Consider the following 21,367-nt stretch of genomic DNA (forward strand, 5'->3'; position numbering starts at 1 on the left):
TTACAAGTGAAGCTTAATGTTAAGCCAAGTAAGAAGATGCAGGTTTTGCTGCTCTTACTTCAATTAATTTACCCGCTTGAAATACATATTCAGCAGCTAATTCATGACACAGGAAAAATGGCATGCTTTCGGTAAAACCATAAGCGCCTGTGTAACCAAAGACTAACCTTTCGCCAACTGCTGTATTAGACGGTAAAGATAAATGCCCCAATTTATCCATGCTAGTACATAACGGCCCATGCAGATCAAATTTCTCCATCGGCGTATTTTGCTCATCAAAATTTTCGCGTAAAATACGTACTGGGAAAGGTTGGTCGGTAATTGCAGGGCGAATAATATGATTAATACCTGCAGCAAGTACTAACTGCTCTTGTCCGTAGTTTATTTTTCTATCAACAACTGGCACCACATAATAACCGCATTCAGCTACCGCGAAACGGCCAAGCTCAAGCCATAACTCTTTCACGCCGGCATTAGCCTTAATAACAGCTAAATCTTCAATAATTTTATCCCAAGATAAGATGTTACCTTCGCCTAAATAATCTATGCCTAAACCGCCACCTAAATCGAGTACATCCAAAGTCATGCCTATGCTATTAGCAAGTTCAGTTAATGGTGCTACCATTTGTGACCATAATGAAAACATTTTTTCATTACTCAGCATATTGCCCCATTGGAAAATATGTAAACCACATAGATTTAACGCTGGGAAGTTATCAACATGAATACTTTGCCACTGTGCAACCGATAAACCAAAAGGCGTTAAGCTGTTGCCGCCAAGTGGGTTCTTCTCGCCTTCGTCCCATTGCAGTTGTACACGCAATAGAACTTGTGGCTTTTCAGCATCACTAATTGACCCAGAGTCAGCCGCTTGCTCTTCAATCACTTCATTTAACCAAGTTAATTGGTTTAAGCTTTCTACCACAAATGTGTTAACACCTTTTTTAACAAAAGCAGCCAACTGTTTTTTAGTTTTTGCAGGGCCAGTGTTCAATACACGGTTAGGGTTAATACCTTGCGCTAATACTTGGTTTAATTCCCCCGTACTAGCAACATCAAAGTTGAATCCAACGCTATCTAAGGTTTGAATAATTTTTGACAACGGGTTCGCTTTCACTGCAAACCATAACTTAATTACATCTTGCTGCTGTAACCTAGCTAAATGCTCTTTAAGTGCGTCTAAGTTATACACAAAATAAGCTTGTTCATCTTCAGGTGATTGATGTTGAACTAAGGCGTTTTCAATACTGCTGTCAAACCAAGTGGAAGTTGTCATGATAGGATTCTTTATGTTGCTCTGAATTGGTGAAATAGTGTGTACATTCTCTTTCGTTTAACGTCTTGATTAATTTAAACTCTCAATATAAAACAGTAAACGAAAGGGAATCAATTCAGGGGTAAATAACATCTAAGTTGTACAGTTCAAATTAAAGAAAAAAGCACGGAATTGACGCATGTCAATGAGTACTTTTGCCGCATAAGTTGAGCTTTACAACGACGAGGTTATTTACCCCTAGTAATTATCTTAGAATTGACTCTAGTTCTAGGGCAGCATCACTTTGCTCATCGCGGTATTTAACGATTAATGCACAAGCCATGTTTAAGCCTTGCGCTTCTGCCCATTCGCCTTTAACTGGGCGAGTACCAGGAACAACAATAGCGTTTTCTGGAATTTCAGCACCTTTTTCACGCATAACTTGGTTAACACAGTCATATACAGGCACAGATTTAGAAAGTGATACGCCTGGTGCTAATACTGCACCTTTTTTCACAACAATACCTTCAACGATAACAACACCTGCACTTAAGAAAGCGTTATCTTCGATAATTACTGGGCTAGCGCCAATTGGCTCTAAAACACCACCAATTTGTACAGCAGCAGAAACGTGAACGTTTTTACCTACTTGTGCACATGAACCGATTAACGCATGGCTATCAACCATAGTACCGCTATCAACAAAAGCACCAACGTTGATATATGCTGGTGGCATGATGATTACGCCTTTAGCAACATGAGCGCCAGCGCGTACTGATGAACCACCAGGCACTAAACGTACGCCGTCTTCAGGTGAAAATTGACGAGCTGGTAAGTTATGTTTATCAACAAAACCTAAATAGTTGTCGCCAAAAGAGATGTTTTCACCTGCTTTAAATGCAGCTAAAATGCCTTGTTTTACTTCAACATTTGCATGCCAGTTACCGGCTTCATCTTGGTTTGCCGCTCGTAAAGTACCCGCTTCTAACTGCGCTATAACATCTTGCCAGTCCATTTATTACTCCGATTATCTGAAAATTTTATAAAAATTGATAGTCAGTTTTTCCAATCGTATATTGATACTCAACCCACTTGAACATTTATGATTCTGTTGGAATGAACATATACACTAGTTAATTGATAAAACTAAATATTTTAGTGTGGAGTTTCTATTACTTACAATGTAGTAAATGCCTACCTAAGGTAAATATATAATAACTACGGTACAATAATCTGAAACTCTTCACCTATAGAACCTATTAGGGTGATTTAATAGGAATTAATGACGGGCGCTATTTAACCATTTTTTTAACTTCGGCACAATTAATACCACGTAAAATAAGCCTATTCGCTTATACTTAATTCCCGTAGAATGGGCATAATCTTTATTTTTCTATTTATTGCCTTGTCTCTTATGTCTTTATCAAATCCTAGCCAATTATTATTACGAAATAGCGAATTACTTAGCGCACAAACCCCATTACTTATTAATTTACCTGAAGATGGTTTTATTGATGCTTATATTGAACTTCATGCCCCTAAAAGCATTCACTGTTTCAATACCAACTTTATTGACTATCAAGCCCTTAATCTGAAATACGGTAATAAAATAAAAACAACATTTTCAAGTCACTATCAAGTAACTATCTATCACGACTTAGTCATAATCGCTTTTCCTAAAAGTAAAGCCGAGCTTAACTTCACTCTTGCTATGATTGCTCATTGTATAGATGAAAAAACCAAAATATTGTTCGTTGGCGAGAAAAAAGGCGGAATTCAATCGGTTGAAAAATTAACAAAAAGTATTTTATTGTGTTGCCGAAAAGAAGATGCGGCGCGCCACTGCCTACTTTATGTAGGTTTATTTCAACCTGAAAAATTATCTACAACATTTACTCTGCAAGACTGGTTTACGCAATATCAAATTACTGTTGACGGTATTGAGTTAAAAATTGCTTCATTACCCGGTGTTTTCAGTCAGCAAAAATTGGATGTTGGCACCGAATTACTCCTGAATAATTTAACCAATAATATGTCAGGTAAGGTACTAGATTTTGGTTGTGGTACAGGCGTAATAAGTTGTTTTATTGGTAAGAAATTTACCAATACAGAATTATCATTACTTGATGTGAGTGCGCTAGCATTAACTTCTGCACAAGAAAGTTTAAGTTTAAACGGTTTAACTGGGCAGGTATTTGCGTCAAACAGTTTATCTGATGTTAACGAACAATATCAGCACGTAGTGTCAAACCCACCGTTTCATCAAGGCATTAAAACTCATTATCAAGCCAGCGAAGACTTTTTAACAGGCATAAATAAAAAGTTAGCTCCGCGTGGAAATATCATTATTGTCGCCAATAGTTTCTTACGTTATCAGCCGATTATGCAAGCACATATAGGTAATACGAGTATTATCACTAAAGATAAAGGGTTTACTATTTATCATGCTCAGCTATTATCAAGGTAATTAAGGGATAATTTATTGGCTGCCATGAAAAAATCAGAACAGAGTATTTCATTACATAACCGCTTAGTGCGAAGTATCATGGCTTTAGCTGCGGTAATTATGCTTACCTCTTCTGCTGCTATAATTTTTATGGTTGATAAACAAGGTGCTCATGTAATTGCTGATGAAACACGTGCATGGGCAAATTTACTTGCCAATAATAGCGCTCAATATTTGCAAAGTGACAATGGTCAAGTTAGATTAAAAAATCAACTAAAAAAATTAATAACAACGCCGTTAATTAACCATATACATGTTTATCGTACTAACCAAGATGATAGCATTGAATATTTTAGCAGTTACAATCGCAATCATAATTACCCTCCCATTAGTGATAGAATTTCTGAAATAGCTCAATTAAGTACCGTTCAACACCAAGCCAATCATTTAGAATTAATTGTTAAAATAACCCAAGCGCAAGAAACTATCGGCTATTTATTTATTCAAACTAGTCTGCTTGAAAAACAAGCTTTTACCGATAGGCTAGTTTACGTATTACTTGCCTTCTTATTATTTTCTTTAATTCTTGCTTTTGGTGTTGCTCAATCACTGTTTAATAACATTAATCAACCTATTGACAGTATTGTTGATGAATTAGGTCAAATATCTCGTAGCAGAAACTATCAAACACAGTTATCAAAACTCCCGATTAAAGAGTTAGATGTTTTAACCGTCAATATTAATGTATTACTGCTTCGCGTAGAAAAACATATTAATAGTTTAATTGAAGAGCACCAACACACACAGACTAAAAACAAAGCGCTAGAACATCGTTTAAGCTCTAGAACTGATGCATTAAAAGAGTCTAATCAAGAGTTACTTTCAACCTTAGAAAAACTACATGAGTTTCAAGGTCAGTTAGTTGAAACAGAAAAGATGGCTTCTCTGGGGGATATGGTTGCGGGCATAGCTCATGAGGTTAACACTCCAATAGGTTTAGGTGTTACTGCTTCGAGTTTATTAGCCGATAAATTAAACGAAATAAAAACAGCCTTTGAAGATAAGACTCTCAGATCCAGTCAATTGAAAAAATTCTTAAATGACGGCAATGAAAATATATCCATCATACTTCGCAATTTAGAGCGTGCCGCACAATTGATCTCAAGTTTCAAAAAAGTGGCTGTAGATCAATCAAGTGTTGAGAACAGAACATTTAACATGCGCGATTTAATTAACGAAGTTATTTTAACGCTCTCAGCTAAAATACAATCTGCCAACGTGATTATCACCATGGATTGCCCTGACGATTTAATTATTAACAGCAAGCCTGGACCTATCAATCAAATATTAATTAACCTCATTCTTAATTCAATCTATCATGGTTTTGATGGTCTTGAGCAAGGTAATATCTCCATCAGCATTATGAACTTAAGTGATCAAATACACTTTAATTATCGTGATGACGGCGTAGGTATTGATAAAACAATGAAAACTAAAATATTTGACCCTTTCACAACCACCAAACGCGGCAGCGGCGGTAGCGGTCTCGGGATGCATTTAGTCTATAACTTAGTTACTCAAGCATTAGGTGGACATATTAGTATTGAGGAAGAAAATAAACCGGGTGTGAGCTTTGAGATCACTTTTCCAGTTGAATTAGCAGCAAGTTAATGAATTAAAGCAGTAATAAATTGTTTTTTCGTTACCATTTGACTAAAATAGACGGATAATTGTATTTGAATAACAATATTTATTCATTCTTACAATCTCAATATCTATTAACATTGTCATTCAAAATAGCCATTAAAAAAAACATTAGGTAATTTCCACTATGCAAACTTATCAAGTCTTAGTTGTCGAAGATGAAGATGTCACTCGTTTTAACTTACGTAGTTTATTTGAAGCTGAAGGCTATGATGTTTTCGAAGCTATTGATGGCAATAGCATGGCTGAGCAATTACGATTAAACTCAATAAACCTAGTTATCATGGATATTAATTTACCGGGTAAAAATGGTCTATTATTAGCAAGAGAGTTAACAGCTAACAAAGACTTAGGTTTAATTTTCTTAACTGGTCGAGACAGTGATATAGACAAAATTCTAGGTTTAGAAATTGGCGCCGATGATTATTTAACCAAACCTTTTAATCCACGTGAACTCACTATTCGTGCTCGCAACATTTTAAGCCGAATAGGTCAATCTGGAGTTGAAACTGAACAAGTTCAAAGTATCATTAAATTTAATGAATGGTCTTTAGATAGTAACTCAAGACAAATGACTAGCCCTGAAGGTGAAGTGATCGCTATTCCTCGTGGTGAATACCGAGCATTGAGCTTATTGATCAAAAACGCGGGTAAAATAATTACTCGCCAAGAATTAATTAAAGAAATGACAGGTAGAGATTTACGTGAAAATGACCGTACCGTTGATGTAACTATCCGCCGTTTACGTAAACACTTTGAACTGAATTCAGGCACACCTGAATTGATTAATACTATTCACGGCGAAGGCTACCGCTTTGTAGGTACTTTAGAATAAATTTTTATAAAAGGTATATATAAAAATCATAAAGAACAAGTACCTTAACGTTTAGGTACTTGCTTTATTATTTAACCTGAACTCAGATTACTTAGCTACTTGCTTGCTAGCCAATTTTTAAAAGTAAAAATTGCGTCCTCATTTAACACTTTCAACTCGGTCAATAAAACTGCTTTTTCTGCGGTAGAGGCATCGGTTTTTTCTAACACTTTCAATTGAGCATGCAATTGACTCATGCCAACACTAGCAGCTGCACCTTTCATTTTATGACAATGAGTCTGCCAATCAGTGCTTGATTCGCTTAATTGCGCATTTTCTATATCGTTAAGATAAATTACCACTTGCTGAGTATATAAAGTGAACATTTTCTCAACTATAACCTTGCCCAATCTATCCAAGTAATCATCGAGTAATACCAGATCTAACTTAGAGCTCATTTGTTCAGCTTGCATAGACAACCTCTTTATTACCAAAAATCGCTACCAATAATCGCTATCAATAGTGGCGTATAAATCTATTTTAACGCACTAATATAAATCAAACAAACTTACTGTAATTTAAACTGAAATTATCAGCTAACCTGATCTGATGCCCCCTTAGAACACGGCATTTGTATAACATTATTAAAATATTATCCAACAATCAATATGAGAGATTAACTTAGGCTATTACCGTCTTTGATAGAGAATACTCAACTGTATAAGTAAGCCGCGCTTCCACGAATTTCATGATTAAACAACAACGAAGATAAAACAGATAAAACCATTTCTATAAAAGAAACCTCTTACTTAAATAGCCTTTTTAAGGCAGAGGGCGTGATACTTCTGTGACAAATTCACCATAGAAAGGTGATAAATGCGTGATATCACCGCGATATTTCCAATTCATAATCTCTTTCCGTTAAATAAAAACACAACGACAAACCATTACAACATTCACTGAAAAGGAAAGACCATGAAAGTATTTAAACAATCACCTATTAAATCAACATTAAGCGTATTAGCAATCGCACTTGCTAGTTCAACAATAATGGCACAAGAGTTATCAGTAACAGTTACCAACTTAACACAAGGCTTGTATTTTACGCCGGTAATAACAGCTGCACATACTAGCGACAGTTACATTTTTATGCCTGGCGAAATGGCTAGCGCTGAACTGCAAGCAATGGCTGAAGGTGGTGACATTTCAGGTTTATCAAGCGTATTAATGAATGCAGATGCCAACGTAAATGAAAACCCTGCAGCGGGTTTACTGGCGCCAGCGACTTCAGCAAGCTTTGATTTAAGCACAGACAGTACTAATACCCATTTATCGCTAGCGGCAATGATATTACCTTCAAATGATGGTTTTGCAGGTTTAAATAGTTGGGAAATTCCTACTGAAGCAGGTACTTACACGGTATTTTTAAATGCTTACGATGCTGGTACAGAAGCGAATGACGAAGTAAGAGGTAGTGGTGCACCTGGTGAAGCTGGTATGCCTGTGCCGCCACCGCTTGAAGATGTCATTGGTATGAATGGTACAGGGGTAACTGATATGGAGTCTAACGACAAAGTACATATTCACCGTGGTAGTTTAGGCGATGATGATATGGAAACAGGAAAAAGTGATATCAATAATAGCGTGCAACGTTGGTTAAACCCAGTTGCTAAACTTATCATTACAGTGCAATAAGGAGGTTGTATGTCAACTTTAATAACGCAAAAACATAAACGTTTTCCCATTAAATTGTTCTTTGTTAGTTTACTTTCATTAGGATTATTCGCTTGTGGTGATAATGATGATACTCCCGCAATTCCTGACGTTGAAGAGCCTATGGAATATAGTTATTCAGTAATGATAACTAACTTAACTTATGCACAACCATTATCGCCTATTGCCCTAAGCCTTCATAACGATACTAAAATGTGGATGATAGGTGAAAGCGCCTCTATAGCTTTAGAGAAATTAGCAGAAGGCGGTGACAATACCGATTTTCTTTCATCTGAAAATAATATTGTATCTACATCTAGTGAAAGCCCTCTACCACCAGGTGCTAGCGTAATGTTAGACATTATGACGATAGACCCTGTGGCAACTTATTTAACAGTTTCCACCATGTTAGTGAATACAAATGATGCTTTCTCGGGTCTTACTGGAGTAGATATATCAACTTTAACTATCGGCCAAGAAAAATCATGGAACTTAAGTGTTTATGATGCTGGTACAGAAAAAAACACCGAAGCAGCAGGTACAATTCCTGGTCCTGCAGATGGCGGTGTTGGCTTTGATGCAAGCAGAGATGACACTAATCTAGTTAGTTATCATACTGGCATTGTTAGTAAAGATGATGGTTTATCTAACTCAGTTTTAACACAGGCACATCGTTTTGATAACCCTGCGGTTAAAGTAACCATAACTAGAACTAAGTAGCGCCTCAAGCCAATGAGCGGATAGTGCTACTATTTTCACTCATTGGCTTAACTATGAACGATAAGATCTTAATCATTGAAGACGAAATTGATATTGCCAAACTTATTAAAGTACATTTATCTGAACTTGATTTACATTGTGATATTTGTACACAAGGCGATGAAGGATTGCAGCAAGCATTAAGTCAAAATTACCAACTTATTTTATTGGATATCATGCTACCAAATATTAACGGTTTAGATATTTGCAGACAAGTGAGGCAAGAAAAACCATTACAATCAATTATTATGCTTACCTCTAAAGCCTCTGAGATTGATCGTATATTAGGGCTTGAATTAGGGGCAGATGATTACATGACCAAGCCATTTAGCATTAGAGAATTACAAGCTCGGGTTAGGAGTCAATTGCGGAGAGTGCATGCTGTGCAGGCAAAAAACTCACTCAACGAATCGCCAAACAAAAACAATATAGACAATACATCAACAGCTTCGATCAAAAACAATCAGCAAGTAAATAATGACATAAAAGAAACACAAGCACAGCAAAGCACTCAAATTAATAACCAACTTACTGAACAACCCAATAATCAGCAAACAGCTACAACAATTGGACAATTACAAGTTGATCATCGTTACCATCAAGTAACTTATAAAGATAAAACCATCAACTTAACGGCAACCGAATTTGAATTGATTGATTTTTTTTGTAAACACCCCGATCAAGTTTTTTCACGAACACAATTGCTTGACGGTGTTTGGGGTTACCATCATAGCGGTTATGAACACACGGTTAATTCGCATATTAATCGCCTTAGAAACAAGCTTGAAGAAGATTGCACTGCTCCCCAAATAATTCAAACGGTTTGGGGAGTAGGTTACAAACTAAACTCTGCAGGCGTAATGCCCGCGAATGTATGACAAATCTAAAATATAGATTGCGTTGCATTTTGCTTAACCACCAAACTATTCATTCAGTAAGGAATTTCTCGCAATGAAAATTTCACTTTACCAAAGACTCGCGATAACGCTTTGTACCGCTTTCATGATCATGGCGTCATTACTGATTTGGTGGAGTAATTCGTTGGTACAACAATCAAAATATCAAGCTGAGCAGAAATTGCACTTACACTTAGCGGAACATTTGGCCCATGATAACCCGCTATTACAAGATGGTGTTTACGATAAAGCGGCTTTAGAAAATCTTTTTCATACCTTGATGTTACTCGGCCCTGCTTTTGAATTTTACTTTTTAGACACGCAAGGCAACATTTTAACCTACTCTGCTGATCCCGCGAAAATAAAGCGTCGCTCTGTTTCATTAACACCGATCAAAAAACTGATTGAAAAACCACAAAAAACACCCGTTTTTGGTGATGATCCTCGTGGCATTAACAGCAGTAAAATATTTTCAGCCTCCCCTGTTTATCAAGGCGATCTGTTGCAAGGTTATTTATATATTATTATTGGTGGGGAAATTTATGATTCAATTTTCAGCCAAGTGCAAGACGATAAAAATTTACAAAAATATGGCGCGTTTGTGCTCGCCAGCTTAGCGTTACTATTACTAATTCTATTAGCGGTATTTCACTATTTCACTCGACCAATAAAAGCACTTGCAGAGCAAATGAAAGCTTTAAAAGCAGTGGGATATGATCAAACAAAAGTTCAACTAAAACAATGGGGTAATAAGTCAAATCACGGTATTGAACATAATGAAGTTAACTTTCTTGGTGCCAGTTTCAATGACATGGTTTTACAAATTAATCAGCAACTATCCTTATTAACGGAAAACGATAGAGTGCGTCGAGAATTATTAGCCCACCTTTCCCATGATTTACGCACACCTTTAGCAACCATGCAGGGCTATATAGAAACTTTGGCAATAAAAGGTGATGACTTATCGAGCGCAGAAAAACAAGATTATTTAGCGACGGTTCAACGTAACGTTAAGCAATTAAAACGCTTAATCGACCAGATATTTGAATTAGCGCATTTAGAAAATGGCCAAGTAACGGTTAACCTAGAAGCCTTTGCCATCGGTGAATTATTGCATGACATTATGGCTAAGTTTACCTTAAAAGCTGAAAGTAAAAAAATTACTTTAACCTTACAGCCTCAACCTTGCCAATTCATGGTTTTCTCAGATATTGCCAAGTTAGAGCGCATAATGACTAATTTATTGGAAAATGCCATAAGACACACGCCTGATGGAGGTGAAATAACCATAACTGTAACGCATTTAATTACCGAAGTGAGAGTGAGTGTGACGGATAATGGGAGCGGTATTAGTAAAGAAGATATTGCCTATATATTTGACGCTAGATACAGAGCGAGTAACGCGATAGAAGATAATACTCAACATGCAGGTTTAGGTTTAGCTATTAGCCAAAAATTATCAAGAGTGATCAATTCAGAACTGATGGTTAAAAGTGAGTTAGGTGATGGCAGTATATTTTCGTTATCTATTCCTCTACTACCTTAATATCTAAACTATCATCTGAGCTAATAACTGAGCTAATAAGCGAACGAAAGATAAAATCCTAGATTAATCGCCAATAGGCATTGGCGATTAATCATATCAGAACTTATGTCGGTTCATTACCTTGTTTCCATTTAATATTACAGCCAATAGACGCTATTTGGTTTTCATCCACGGATTGACCTTGCAATAAAGCTTCTAACGCAACTTTTAAATCCTCTCCTGTTGCAGCTGATTGCGACGAGTCATAATTACCTGACGAAATACGACGAACCCGTGAGCTGTCAAACTGACCACGGTAAACTAATTTTTTCTGTGCATCAAAAACAAAAATATCTGGTGTGCATACTGCATCAAAGGCTTTCGCAACAGATTGTGTTTCATCAAATAAATAAGGAAAAGTATAACCTCTTGCTGCTTTTTCTTTCACCATATTTTCAAAGCTATCTGCAGGGTAAGTGTCAGTATCGTTACTATTGATAGCAACAAAGGCGACGCCTTTATCTTGATATTCTACTGCTAATTTAGCGAGCGCTGGTGCTATATGAATAACATACGGACAGTGGTTACATATAAACAAAACAACAAGCGCTTTATTATCAGCAAAGTCATTTAATGATGTTAATGTATTGTCTGTATTTTTTAATTCAAAAAAAGGTGCTTGTGTACCTAATTCCATCATTGTTGAAGCGGTCATTGCCATGGTGTTATCACTTAATAAAGATAAAAGGTAAAGGCAAAAATTAGAGTGCTTTACACTGTATTTCTACCAAATGCTAAAACGGTAAAGTTGTCACAATAAAATTTGAAGTGACAACTGATTTTTTACCATACTAATAATTGATATAAAATATTATTAGCTGTAACTAACCTTTATAGGAATAGTTAGCACTTGCTTACCTTTGTGTTTCAACCAAAAGTAAATCAGCACAAACGTTAGTATTGAAATAGCAATTGTTATACTAGCCGTGAGTGGTGCAGCCATAAAATTACCTATTTGATAACACAAAGTCGCCATTAGGTAAGCTAAAACGAAACTCCATACTCCAGCAAATGTTGCCCATTTAGTGCCAACTTCATTCTTAATTGCGCCCATTGCAGCAACACAAGGAGTGTAAAGTAAAATAAACAATAAATAACTAAACGCACCTAACTGGCTAATAAAGGCAACTTGCATACGCTCATAAGTAGTTAACTCAACACCCTGATCTTCTGCCGCCAAGTTTAAGTCGGTTATTTCACCAACACTAATACCTAATGGGTCATCAGGCGCAATACCTAATAAATTTTCTTTAATAGTATCAACAGCTTCTTGCCAGCTTTTTGATAATGATGGCGCTTCTGCAGCTTCACTATCATGCGGTGAATATAAATTATTAAAGGTCGCTACTAAAACTTCTTTAGCAAAAATACCGGTGATAATACCTACACCTGCTTGCCAGTTATCTTCTTGAACCCCCATAGGCGCTAATAATGGTGTAACTACTTTAGCGCCTTGGCTCAATATCGAGCTTTCACTGTCTTGATTACCAAATTGACCATCGGTGCCAATAGAGTTTACGAAATTAAGCAAACAGACAACAATTACGATGGTTTTACCTGCGCCTGTAACAAAACTACGGGTACGTTGCCAAACACGTTTACTCAAATCAGTAATTTTTGGCATTTCATAATTAGGTAATTCCATAATATTTAATGACGCACCACCCGACAATACAGTTTTCTTTAATAAGAAACCGGTACCAATGGCTGCAGCAATCCCTACCAAATACAATAAGAACACTAAATTCTGACCGTTGTCAGGAAAAAAAGCTGCCGCAAATAACGCATATACAGGCAATCTTGCGCCGCAAGACATAAAGGGCGACATCATTACTGTGGTAATTCTCTCGCGTTCGCTATCTAAAATTCTAGCCGACATTACCGCGGGTACTGTACAACCAAAACCAACAATTAAAGGAACAAAAGCTTTACCCGGCAAACCTATTTTTTGCATTACACTATCAACGACAAACGCCGCTCGAGCTAAATAGCCAGAGCTTTCCAGTAGTGATAAACCAATAAATAAACAAGCGATAACAGGAATAAAGGTCGCAACGGTTTGTAAACCGCTTCCTAGCCCTTCAATAATAGTTAAGATCCACTGTGGTAAATCTAATGGTGCAAGAAAATGTAGAGGATATTCAACAAACAAAGAGCCACTAAGAATATCGAAAAAGTCTATAAACGCGCTACCAACATTAATGGCAAACATAAATAACAAGTACATTGCACCTAGAAAAACAGGAATACCGGTTAACGGATGCAAAACTATCGTATCTATTCTTTCTGAGAAGGTTTTATCAATATTGGTCGCAAAAGCCGCATTATTAGCATCAACGCTACTTACCCGAGCTAGCATATCAGTAATGTAATCATAACGTGCTTGCATAGCACCAACACTTGGCTTAGTTACCGATTTATATTTTGCGTTATCAACCATAGTATTGTGATCAACAGGCGTTTTATTTGTCATTTTCGCTAACGCTTGTTGAACATCTGGTAGCGCATCAGTTTGTTGTGTGCTTATTGCAATAACAGGGCAGCCTAACTCTTGTGTCAGTTGTTCAATATCAATATCTAGATTTTTTTGTCTATCGGTTTTATTAAGTACCACTATCATTGGTACACCTAGCTCTAATAACTGGCTAGTTAAATACAATTGACGGCTAAGTTGATTAACATCTACGACGTTCACTAAACAATCTATATCATTTTCTTGTAAAAATGATTGCGATATTGTCAGATCTTTACCTTGCTCAGCATGGCTGTCTAAGGTGCTTATCCCTGGTAAATCAGATAAATAGCTCTCTTGGGCGTTTAATATGAAATGTGACTTTTTAGCGGCAACAGTTACCCCTGACCAGTTACCGACATTTTGCTTCCCCTTATGCTGACTGTTTTGCTCATCAGATAATAATAAATTGAATAATGTACTTTTGCCTGAATTGGCAAAGCCAACCAGTGCGAAATGCTTTAATTGTTTCACGGAAAATTCTTTTTAAAGTTGCTGAATAAAAAATTGCTGTATTACTTATGTTGTTTAGTTAATTTAGTACTTTCAGTCTAAAAACTAACGCTAATTTGTTTAGCAATATCACGTTGAAGGCTAATTTTGGTATTGTGTAACCTAAATGCCATAGGACCATTAAACGGCGCTTTATGTGCTAAAGATATATGTGATCGTAGCGTAAAGCCTTGCTCAATTAATTGAGCGGCAATAGCTTCATCTTTAGGCAATGCACTAATTTTCGCGGGTTTATTAAGAGGAAGTTCGGCTAGTGTCATGACATGGTTCCAAAAATTAATTGACTCAATAAATAGACCTGAACTAATCCAAGCTGAACATTCAGTTTGAAAATACAAGTTTAATGAACAAGTTGAATATAAAACATATCAACTGCACCTAATCTAAGAGTTAATGATAATTACTACTATTTAGATAATAACATTGAGTGCAACCATTCAACAGCAATAATTGAATATATCACCGGATTTTAATCAACTAGTCGGCAGATAAAATAAGTCCCATCACCTAACTATTTAACCTCAACTAAAGTTAATTAACATATTATGGCATTAATTTTTAATAAAGATCCTGAGTTCGAGATAAGCAAAGTTCAACAACAGCCTTATTTATTCGTATTCCTTCGTTAAGAAAACTCCCAATAACTCGTTATTGGCTCCGCTCTCGCTTTGAACTAGGAATAACTAAAACTATTATAGATGCATGAGTTCAAATAGTTGATATTGTTATACTGTACAATTCCATTATTCCGATCTCAGGTTAAATAACCTGAACACTGGATAAACAATGTTACACAACAAAAGCTATTTTCTCGTTTTCAGCGTGACTTTTACGCTCAATAGCCAACTACAGGTCACATGGCTCTGCCTTGTCGAAATACCAAACAAGTTATTGTAAAAGTAATCTCAAAAGTTCAACAGGCCCTAATAGCTGATACAAAAAAAGAGCCTAAAGCTCTTTTTATTTGCAATCAATTAACAGTGAAAGTAATTAAATCTAAATTATTTCTTTTCTAAAATGCGAAACGAACGCCTACTGCAGCGTCAACACTGAAATCAAACTCGTTGTCAAAATCAGCTACTGGCTGTACTTGACCATATAAATCCCAGCGCTTAGCAAAAAACCAAGTAACACCTAATGGCACACGTAGACCAAAGCCATGGTCCCAACCAGCCCAACCGCCGCCTGCAACATACCAAGTTAATGGTGTAGTATCATCAAACTTACCTGTAACAATTTTATAATCAACCGCAACACCTGTATCGCCCAACACAATATTGTAACGATCAACTTCAGCTACAATACTTAAACCCATATCTATCGCAACACCTACTTTAGGCTTAGCTTGTGCGAAACTAGACAGTGATACTAATACCATCAAAATGCTTACTAAAAAGACTTTTTTCATTTCTATTCCTTAATATTAGAAAGGGTTGTAGTTAAACGCCGCCATTGTAATTGTTATCAACTGTAAAGCAAGTGTTGGCATAGATAAATACTAATTATCAACCTAGCTTTTACTTAGCACTGAAGTGCTTCTAACTTAACTTTAAAGTAACAATTTATTATAAATAAAAAGATGATCGCCACAGGCTACTTCATCGAAAAAACATAAAACAATATATTTTTCATTATGTTGCATTAAAATCTCGAAAAAGTAATACCGACTACTTTAATTTTTATAACTTGCAGCTTTTACTAAAGTGTTACAACTACTTGTTTAGCATTGCTACAGCATTTACTATGAAGCACATTTTTCAAGCAATTTATGCAAAGTAGGTTTTTCATGTTTCAAAAAATAACCAAAAAAAATACCACTGCGATGTTATCTCTTATCGCGTTGGCAACAACTAGCTTAGCTTTTACCAATACAGCTAGTGCCACAATTGTTGAGTTTCAAACTTCACAAGGTAATTTCCAAGTAAATTTATTCGATCAAACCACGCCTAAAACGGTTGAAAACTTTCTCAGTTATGTTAACGATGGGTATTATACCAATACTGTTGTACATCGCGTAGCAACAGACTTTGTTGTTCAAGCCGGTGGTTATGAATTTGAAGATGCATGGCCGTTAACTCGTCTTTCGCCAAATGCCGCAGTAATTAATGAGCCTGTATATTCGAATGTTACTGGTACCATCGCCATGGCAAAAGTAGGCGGTGACGTTAATAGCGCAACCGATCAATGGTTCTTTAATTTAGCAGATAACAGTGAAAACTTAGACCTTCAAAATGGTGGTTTCACTGTCTTTGGTCAAGTTATTGGTGACGGTATGGATATCATTAATAAAATAGCGCAACTGAAACTTTGTACTTATCAAAGTTTAACCGGTATCCCGATGGTAATGGACGAAGATCAGGTGTGTTCAGATATGTCAGCACCAGGTGTTGAAAATTTTGTGACTATTGAGCAAGTTGTTATTTTTGATAGCTCAGAAGTAACCGATAGCGATTTAAACCCTCTACTCACTAAATATCCAGACAGTGATGGTGATGGCGTAAAAGATATTAATGATGCTTTCCCAAGCGATCCTGATAAATCAGAAGCTGATCCTGTTGATGATGAAGATGATGGCGGTTCAACGACCTTATTTTCACTTGTTGCTCTTTCGTTATTAGCATTAAGAAGACGCTTTAGTAAAGGTTAATATTCTTTAGCTTTGAGGGCTAGGTATTAGGTTTTAACGCCAAATGAATTAACAATAATCTAGAGTTCAAACAACAACAACAAGTAATAAAAAAAGCAGTTAATCATTTAATGATTAACTGCTTTTTTTGTCATCAATTTATATTTAATGAAGTATAAATAAAGGTATTAATTTCATACCTAGCTTCTAAATTCTAGAATACTAGGTACTAATACTAAGATTAACCGCGAGTGAACTCAGGGTAAGCTTCCATACCACAATCAGTGATATCGCCACCTTCGTACTCATCTTCTTCGCTAACACGAATACCAACAACTTTCTTAAGTACATACCAAACTACGAAACTAGTTGAGAATACCCATACAAAGATAGTTGCAGCACCAATTAACTGACCACTGAAGCTAGAACCAGAGTTAGTGATTGGAACAATCATTAAGCCAAAGAAACCAACAACACCGTGAACAGAGATAGCACCTACTGGATCATCAATCTTAACTTTATCTAACGCTAAGATAGATAACACAACGATAATACCTGCAATTGCACCAAAGATAGTTGCTTGTAATGGAGATGGTGTAGAAGGCTCAGCTGTAATTGCTACAAGACCAGCTAACGCACCGTTTAAAGTCATTGTTAAATCCGCTTTCTTAAATAAGATTTTAGCAAAAATAAGTGCTGCAATTGCACCCGCTGCTGCTGCTGCGTTAGTATTTAAAAATACCATTGCAACTGAGTTAGCGCTGTTGATATCGGAAAGTTTCAATACAGAACCACCGTTAAAACCAAACCAACCCATCCATAAAATAAATGTACCTAAAGTAGCCATTGGTAAGTTAGCACCTGGGATAGCATTTACTTTACCATCTTTAGTGTATTTACCTTTACGAGCACCTAGTAATAAAACACCAGCTAATGCTGCAGAAGCCCCTGCCATGTGAACAATACCAGAACCAGCGAAATCAGAGAAACCAAGGTCACCTAGTGTGTATAAACCAAATACAGCATCGCCATTCCAAGTCCAGCTACCTTCCATTGGGTAGATGAAACCAGTTAAAACAACAGTAAATGCTAGGAAAGACCAAAGCTTCATGCGTTCAGCAACCGCACCTGAAACAATAGACATAGCCGTTGCAACAAATACTACTTGGAAGAAGAAGTCAGAAGCGTTTGAATAAACTGCACCGCCGTCAAATCCAGCTTCAGCAGACTCTGCTAATACTGCACCAACAAGCGCTTCAGCGTCAGAAGCACCATCAAGACCGATACCATTTAAAAATACACCACCACCGTACATGATGTCATAACCAATCACTAAGTACATTACACAAGCAATTGAATAAAGTGCGATGTTTTTAGTTAAAATTTCAGTTGTGTTTTTAGCACGAACTAAGCCAGCTTCTAACATTGAGAAACCCGCAGCCATCCACATTACTAATGCACCACAAATTAAGAAATAAAATGTGTCCATCGCATATTGAAGTTGAAATATATTTTGTTCCATAATAGTTGCCCCTTATAAAGCTTCAGAATCAAGTTCACCAGTACGAATACGTACCGCTTGCTCTAGGTTGTAAACGAATATTTTACCGTCACCAATTTTACCGGTGTAAGCCGCTTTAGTAATTGTTTCAACTAAACGCTCAACGATATCGTCGTTTACTGCAATCTCTAATTTTACCTTAGGTAAAAAGTCTACTTGATATTCCGCACCGCGGTATAGCTCAGTATGACCTTTTTGACGACCAAAACCTTTTACTTCACTTACCGTGATACCTTCAACGCCAATTTCAGAAATGGCCTCTCTGACATCATCTAATTTAAATGGTTTTATAATTACGCTTATCAGTTTCATGTTAACCCCTAGTTGTGGTTTTAAAATTATATTAACTTCGATAATACAATTCACATGCCAAAATTATTTAAACAATTAAAACAACAACTTAACTGATGTGCGTATTTTACCACCCTTTACTATGCACCTTTTTAGCGCACAAAGCTGGGCAACTGTAAATATCTGGTGCAACGGCCGTGTGTTCACTAACACTTAAGTTGATAATTCACCGCGATATGAGAATGTATTTGTTAGCTTTTATACATTTCAGTAAAGCCTTTAATTGAAAAACCATTAAGTAACTGGTCGCCAATTTTCAATACTGGCACACCACGCAAGCGCGTGCTTGCAAATTCTTTCTGACCTTTAGGGGTTTTAATATTGCACAATCTAAACGCAATACCTTGTTGTTCAAGATAACGTTTAGCGGTTTGACAGTGCGGACACTTATCCATGGTATATAAAACTACTTTTTTCATTTTTTTCTACTCTCATATATTGAATAATGGTATTGACGGTTCGCATTAGTTAAATGCTACTATCTCTGGGTAAACAGGTTATTTTTTTAATTAAAAAATAATAGTATCAATAAAGGTAATTGTAGGGAGCTTTACTTTGTTATCACAACTTAGCTAAATGTATTATACCCATTACGTTTTGATTAATTCTTTAATTCATTGGGTTTAATGCATTTATCTTCCCGCGCATTGCTCCGCTACAATAAAAGCATTAGAATAGCGGCGAATTTCTTTAGTTGTTAGGCGAAACTTTTTGTTATTAATGATCGACAATTACGACTCTTTTACTTTTAACTTAGTGCACTATTTTCAAGCATTAGGTCAAGAAGTAGTTGTTTTTAGAAATGATGAAATTAATTTAGCTGACATTTCGCGGCTATCTCCGCAATATATTGTGATTTCACCAGGCCCTTGTGATCCTAATGCTGCAGGTATATCACTTGCTGTAATTAAAGAATTTGCGGGTAAAGTTCCATTACTAGGCGTTTGTTTAGGCCATCAATGTATTGCCCAGCACTTTGGCGCTAAGGTAGAAAAAGCCAAAAAAGTTATGCATGGTAAAACAACACTGATTCGTCATACTCAGCAAGGATTATTCACTGGACTGAATTCACCATTACAGGTTACGCGCTACCATTCATTAATTGTAAATAAATCGTCATTACCTGCAGAGTTAACTATAACGGCCTGGAGTGAAGATGTACAAGGAGGTATTGATGAAATTATGGCGCTTGAACATAAAACATTACCTATAACTAGTGTACAATTTCATCCTGAATCGATTATGACTGAGCAAGGGCAAGACTTATTAGCTAATTTTATTAAGCAATATAATAATTTCCCTCTACATTAAATGTAAAAAATAAGAATACAGAATTTAAAAAGAGCGCTCTAAAATAGAAGCTTTTTAGTTTAAAGCCCTATAAAGTAGGTGTTTACTTTATCTAGAAAATAGCCGTTCAGTGAAAACCTGAATTAACGAATTCGATACTCACTTTATATCTCAGATAAGCAATAAACTTTTTATGCAAATTTTTGAAAACAATCAAGCAGCCGCAATATTATATCAACGCGCTATTAGTCTTTCTATCAGTAAAGATTTTGCCGAAAAGCAATGCGGTAAAATCCCGACGGTAAGTCATCAAGGTAGCGAGCAAGAAAATCGTCGCCGAGAGCTATTATCTGTCGAAGTTAAAGCGCAGCAAGAAAAAATAATTGCCGAACATGGTGAAGAGCATTTTCGAAATCAAACAAAGCAAAGTTTCTTTAATCGTGTTCGCACTAAAGTTAACAGCGACTTTGACAATAAAGAACATCTATACCACAACGTACTGGGTATTGAAGATGCTTGTCCCGCGATTATAGACATTTTATCTGCCCGTGCAGCTTCGGTGAACCAAATTAAAGAGCTTGCCGCTTCACTATCATGGTTAAGTATTGATCTGATCAGTTTAGTGAATAAACCGCAATATCGAAAACGTGCCGACGTACAAGTTACTGATGCTAAATTAGCGTTAAGCTACATTGGTTTAGATAATTTAAAACTGGTTATGCCAACCTTTACGCTTAAGCATTGGCTGCCAACCAGTACAGCTCCCTATGGTTTAATGAAACGAAAGTTATGGAACGATAGTTTATCTATTGCCCTCGCCTCTCGTGTTTTAGGTAAAGAGCACGGCCTTGATGAATTTACCGCGTTTACTAATGGAATGTTATCGAATATTGGTCGACTTGCCGTTACTCGCTGTTATTTAAACATTTTTAGTGACATGTATAAAAAAGAATTACGAGACGCTTTTGATAAAAAAGATAAGCGTTTGCATAACGTATTATCAAAAATAGAGGCTAATGAAGAAATACTGCTTGAGCAATTAGTAATGCGTAGTTCACAGTTATCAGCCGATTTAATTGAACAAATGAATTTTAAGCGACTTAATATCACAGAGCCTGTTTTTGATTTAGCTTACGCGACAAGTTTCGAACAAATGCATCCCATTGCTCAGGTAGTGGCCAAAGCTAAAGCTTATGTGGCATATCGAGCCTTAGATAAAGAATCATTAATCAATACCGAAGAAGCTCAACAATTACTCGGTGCTGTACAATTAACTGCTGACGAAATTGCCTTATTGAAAAAAAGTGATATTGACCACATTAAACTAAACTTTAATTAATGT

General features: G+C 36.3%; 20 protein-coding genes. 10 read left to right on the forward strand and 10 right to left on the reverse strand.

The annotated features are described in order from the left end of the window. Positions 1 to 19 precede the first annotated feature (19 nt). Together CWS31_RS10920 and CWS31_RS10925 are read right to left on the reverse strand one after the other, a co-directional pair. On the reverse strand, positions 20 to 1,276 hold the full coding sequence (locus tag CWS31_RS10920) for a PLP-dependent decarboxylase (protein ID WP_101345356.1): 1,257 nt from the start codon (positions 1,274 to 1,276) through the stop codon (positions 20 to 22). A 244-nt stretch (positions 1,277 to 1,520) separates the two neighbouring features. After that, on the reverse strand, positions 1,521 to 2,270 hold the full coding sequence (locus CWS31_RS10925; protein ID WP_101345355.1) for a 2,3,4,5-tetrahydropyridine-2,6-dicarboxylate N-succinyltransferase: 750 nt from the start codon (positions 2,268 to 2,270) through the stop codon (positions 1,521 to 1,523). A gap of 399 nt (positions 2,271 to 2,669) precedes the next feature. Here CWS31_RS10925 and CWS31_RS10930 point away from each other — a divergent pair, with 399 nt between their 5' ends. From CWS31_RS10930 to arcA, 3 genes are all read left to right on the forward strand, one after another. Further along, the gene (locus tag CWS31_RS10930) at positions 2,670 to 3,722 is read left to right on the forward strand and encodes a methyltransferase (protein WP_246143487.1); all 1,053 of its coding nucleotides are present in this window, start codon (positions 2,670 to 2,672) and stop codon (positions 3,720 to 3,722) included. A 24-nt stretch (positions 3,723 to 3,746) separates the two neighbouring features. Continuing rightward, positions 3,747 to 5,372: a sensor histidine kinase gene (locus CWS31_RS10935; RefSeq protein WP_170252855.1), complete on the forward strand. Its 1,626-nt coding sequence runs from the start codon at positions 3,747 to 3,749 to the stop codon at positions 5,370 to 5,372. A 160-nt stretch (positions 5,373 to 5,532) separates the two neighbouring features. Next, positions 5,533 to 6,240, forward strand: coding sequence for a two-component system response regulator ArcA (gene arcA / locus CWS31_RS10940; protein WP_101345354.1), 708 nt, complete (start codon positions 5,533 to 5,535; stop codon positions 6,238 to 6,240). Positions 6,241 to 6,335: 95 nt separating this feature from the next. On the opposite strand, the gene CWS31_RS10945 is transcribed toward arcA, so the two are convergent. Beyond that, a complete protein-coding gene (locus CWS31_RS10945) occupies positions 6,336 to 6,692 on the reverse strand; it encodes an Hpt domain-containing protein (protein ID WP_246143488.1) in 357 nt (118 codons plus the stop codon). Positions 6,693 to 7,194: 502 nt separating this feature from the next. On the opposite strand from CWS31_RS10945, the gene CWS31_RS10950 reads away from it, so the two are divergent. The 4 genes from CWS31_RS10950 (at position 7,195) to CWS31_RS10965 (ending at position 11,133) form a co-directional block, all read left to right on the forward strand. Then, entirely contained in the window at positions 7,195 to 7,914 is a 720-nt protein-coding gene (locus CWS31_RS10950; RefSeq protein WP_101345352.1) for a spondin domain-containing protein, read from the forward strand. A gap of 9 nt (positions 7,915 to 7,923) precedes the next feature. Then, positions 7,924 to 8,652, forward strand: a complete 729-nt coding sequence (locus CWS31_RS10955; RefSeq protein ID WP_101345351.1) for a spondin domain-containing protein — start codon at positions 7,924 to 7,926, stop codon at positions 8,650 to 8,652. Between the two features lie 53 nt (positions 8,653 to 8,705). Beyond that, positions 8,706 to 9,569, forward strand: coding sequence for a response regulator transcription factor (locus CWS31_RS10960; protein ID WP_101345350.1), 864 nt, complete (start codon positions 8,706 to 8,708; stop codon positions 9,567 to 9,569). A gap of 73 nt (positions 9,570 to 9,642) precedes the next feature. Continuing rightward, positions 9,643 to 11,133 (forward strand): sensor histidine kinase, encoded by a 1,491-nt coding sequence (locus CWS31_RS10965; RefSeq protein WP_101345349.1) that lies wholly within the window; start codon positions 9,643 to 9,645, stop codon positions 11,131 to 11,133. Between the two features lie 103 nt (positions 11,134 to 11,236). On the opposite strand, the gene CWS31_RS10970 is transcribed toward CWS31_RS10965, so the two are convergent. From CWS31_RS10970 to CWS31_RS10985, 4 genes are all read right to left on the reverse strand, one after another. Further along, positions 11,237 to 11,827 (reverse strand): thioredoxin family protein, encoded by a 591-nt coding sequence (locus tag CWS31_RS10970; protein WP_246143489.1) that lies wholly within the window; start codon positions 11,825 to 11,827, stop codon positions 11,237 to 11,239. 159 nt (positions 11,828 to 11,986) lie between these two features. Next, on the reverse strand, positions 11,987 to 14,158 hold the full coding sequence (gene feoB, locus CWS31_RS10975) for a ferrous iron transport protein B (RefSeq protein WP_101345347.1): 2,172 nt from the start codon (positions 14,156 to 14,158) through the stop codon (positions 11,987 to 11,989). A gap of 77 nt (positions 14,159 to 14,235) precedes the next feature. Beyond that, positions 14,236 to 14,457, reverse strand: a complete 222-nt coding sequence (locus CWS31_RS10980) for a FeoA family protein (protein WP_101345346.1) — start codon at positions 14,455 to 14,457, stop codon at positions 14,236 to 14,238. A 752-nt stretch (positions 14,458 to 15,209) separates the two neighbouring features. Continuing rightward, positions 15,210 to 15,605 (reverse strand): OmpH/Skp family outer membrane protein, encoded by a 396-nt coding sequence (locus tag CWS31_RS10985; protein ID WP_101345345.1) that lies wholly within the window; start codon positions 15,603 to 15,605, stop codon positions 15,210 to 15,212. 378 nt (positions 15,606 to 15,983) lie between these two features. Here CWS31_RS10985 and CWS31_RS10990 point away from each other — a divergent pair, with 378 nt between their 5' ends. Beyond that, positions 15,984 to 16,844: a peptidylprolyl isomerase gene (locus CWS31_RS10990; protein WP_101345344.1), complete on the forward strand. Its 861-nt coding sequence runs from the start codon at positions 15,984 to 15,986 to the stop codon at positions 16,842 to 16,844. A 220-nt stretch (positions 16,845 to 17,064) separates the two neighbouring features. Here the strand turns inward: CWS31_RS10990 and CWS31_RS10995 are convergent, their stop codons facing one another. From CWS31_RS10995 to CWS31_RS11005, 3 genes are all read right to left on the reverse strand, one after another. Next, positions 17,065 to 18,345 carry an ammonium transporter gene (locus CWS31_RS10995; RefSeq protein ID WP_101345343.1) on the reverse strand — a complete coding sequence of 427 codons (1,281 nt, stop codon included), beginning with the start codon at positions 18,343 to 18,345 and terminating at the stop codon, positions 17,065 to 17,067. A gap of 12 nt (positions 18,346 to 18,357) precedes the next feature. Continuing rightward, a complete protein-coding gene (gene glnK / locus CWS31_RS11000; RefSeq protein ID WP_101345342.1) occupies positions 18,358 to 18,696 on the reverse strand; it encodes a P-II family nitrogen regulator in 339 nt (112 codons plus the stop codon). A gap of 230 nt (positions 18,697 to 18,926) precedes the next feature. Next, on the reverse strand, positions 18,927 to 19,154 hold the full coding sequence (locus CWS31_RS11005; protein ID WP_101345341.1) for a glutaredoxin family protein: 228 nt from the start codon (positions 19,152 to 19,154) through the stop codon (positions 18,927 to 18,929). 292 nt (positions 19,155 to 19,446) lie between these two features. Between CWS31_RS11005 and CWS31_RS11010 the strand changes: the two genes are divergently transcribed. Both CWS31_RS11010 and CWS31_RS11015 read left to right on the forward strand, forming a co-directional pair. Then, on the forward strand, positions 19,447 to 20,046 hold the full coding sequence (locus CWS31_RS11010; RefSeq protein ID WP_101345340.1) for an anthranilate synthase component II: 600 nt from the start codon (positions 19,447 to 19,449) through the stop codon (positions 20,044 to 20,046). Positions 20,047 to 20,218: 172 nt separating this feature from the next. Then, positions 20,219 to 21,364 carry an HDOD domain-containing protein gene (locus tag CWS31_RS11015; RefSeq protein ID WP_101345339.1) on the forward strand — a complete coding sequence of 382 codons (1,146 nt, stop codon included), beginning with the start codon at positions 20,219 to 20,221 and terminating at the stop codon, positions 21,362 to 21,364. The last annotated feature ends 3 nt before the right edge of the window (positions 21,365 to 21,367 follow it).

The organism is Colwellia echini, assembly GCF_002843355.2.
GTDB classification, from domain to species: domain Bacteria; phylum Pseudomonadota; class Gammaproteobacteria; order Enterobacterales; family Alteromonadaceae; genus Colwellia; species Colwellia echini.

What these genes read in the sequence shown, in the direction of transcription:
- CWS31_RS10920 (WP_101345356.1), bottom strand. Translation starts at nt 1,276, where the DNA reads ATGACAACTTCCACTTGGTTTGACAGCAGTATTGAAAACGCCTTAGTT.
- CWS31_RS10925 (WP_101345355.1), bottom strand. Translation starts at nt 2,270, where the DNA reads ATGGACTGGCAAGATGTTATAGCGCAGTTAGAAGCGGGTACTTTACGA.
- CWS31_RS10930 (WP_246143487.1), top strand. Translation starts at nt 2,670, where the DNA reads ATGTCTTTATCAAATCCTAGCCAATTATTATTACGAAATAGCGAATTA.
- CWS31_RS10935 (WP_170252855.1), top strand. Translation starts at nt 3,747, where the DNA reads ATGAAAAAATCAGAACAGAGTATTTCATTACATAACCGCTTAGTGCGA.
- arcA (WP_101345354.1), top strand. Translation starts at nt 5,533, where the DNA reads ATGCAAACTTATCAAGTCTTAGTTGTCGAAGATGAAGATGTCACTCGT.
- CWS31_RS10945 (WP_246143488.1), bottom strand. Translation starts at nt 6,692, where the DNA reads ATGCAAGCTGAACAAATGAGCTCTAAGTTAGATCTGGTATTACTCGAT.
- CWS31_RS10950 (WP_101345352.1), top strand. Translation starts at nt 7,195, where the DNA reads ATGAAAGTATTTAAACAATCACCTATTAAATCAACATTAAGCGTATTA.
- CWS31_RS10955 (WP_101345351.1), top strand. Translation starts at nt 7,924, where the DNA reads ATGTCAACTTTAATAACGCAAAAACATAAACGTTTTCCCATTAAATTG.
- CWS31_RS10960 (WP_101345350.1), top strand. Translation starts at nt 8,706, where the DNA reads ATGAACGATAAGATCTTAATCATTGAAGACGAAATTGATATTGCCAAA.
- CWS31_RS10965 (WP_101345349.1), top strand. Translation starts at nt 9,643, where the DNA reads ATGAAAATTTCACTTTACCAAAGACTCGCGATAACGCTTTGTACCGCT.
- CWS31_RS10970 (WP_246143489.1), bottom strand. Translation starts at nt 11,827, where the DNA reads ATGACCGCTTCAACAATGATGGAATTAGGTACACAAGCACCTTTTTTT.
- CWS31_RS10980 (WP_101345346.1), bottom strand. Translation starts at nt 14,457, where the DNA reads ATGACACTAGCCGAACTTCCTCTTAATAAACCCGCGAAAATTAGTGCA.
- CWS31_RS10985 (WP_101345345.1), bottom strand. Translation starts at nt 15,605, where the DNA reads ATGAAAAAAGTCTTTTTAGTAAGCATTTTGATGGTATTAGTATCACTG.
- CWS31_RS10990 (WP_101345344.1), top strand. Translation starts at nt 15,984, where the DNA reads ATGTTTCAAAAAATAACCAAAAAAAATACCACTGCGATGTTATCTCTT.
- CWS31_RS10995 (WP_101345343.1), bottom strand. Translation starts at nt 18,345, where the DNA reads ATGGAACAAAATATATTTCAACTTCAATATGCGATGGACACATTTTAT.
- glnK (WP_101345342.1), bottom strand. Translation starts at nt 18,696, where the DNA reads ATGAAACTGATAAGCGTAATTATAAAACCATTTAAATTAGATGATGTC.
- CWS31_RS11005 (WP_101345341.1), bottom strand. Translation starts at nt 19,154, where the DNA reads ATGAAAAAAGTAGTTTTATATACCATGGATAAGTGTCCGCACTGTCAA.
- CWS31_RS11015 (WP_101345339.1), top strand. Translation starts at nt 20,219, where the DNA reads ATGCAAATTTTTGAAAACAATCAAGCAGCCGCAATATTATATCAACGC.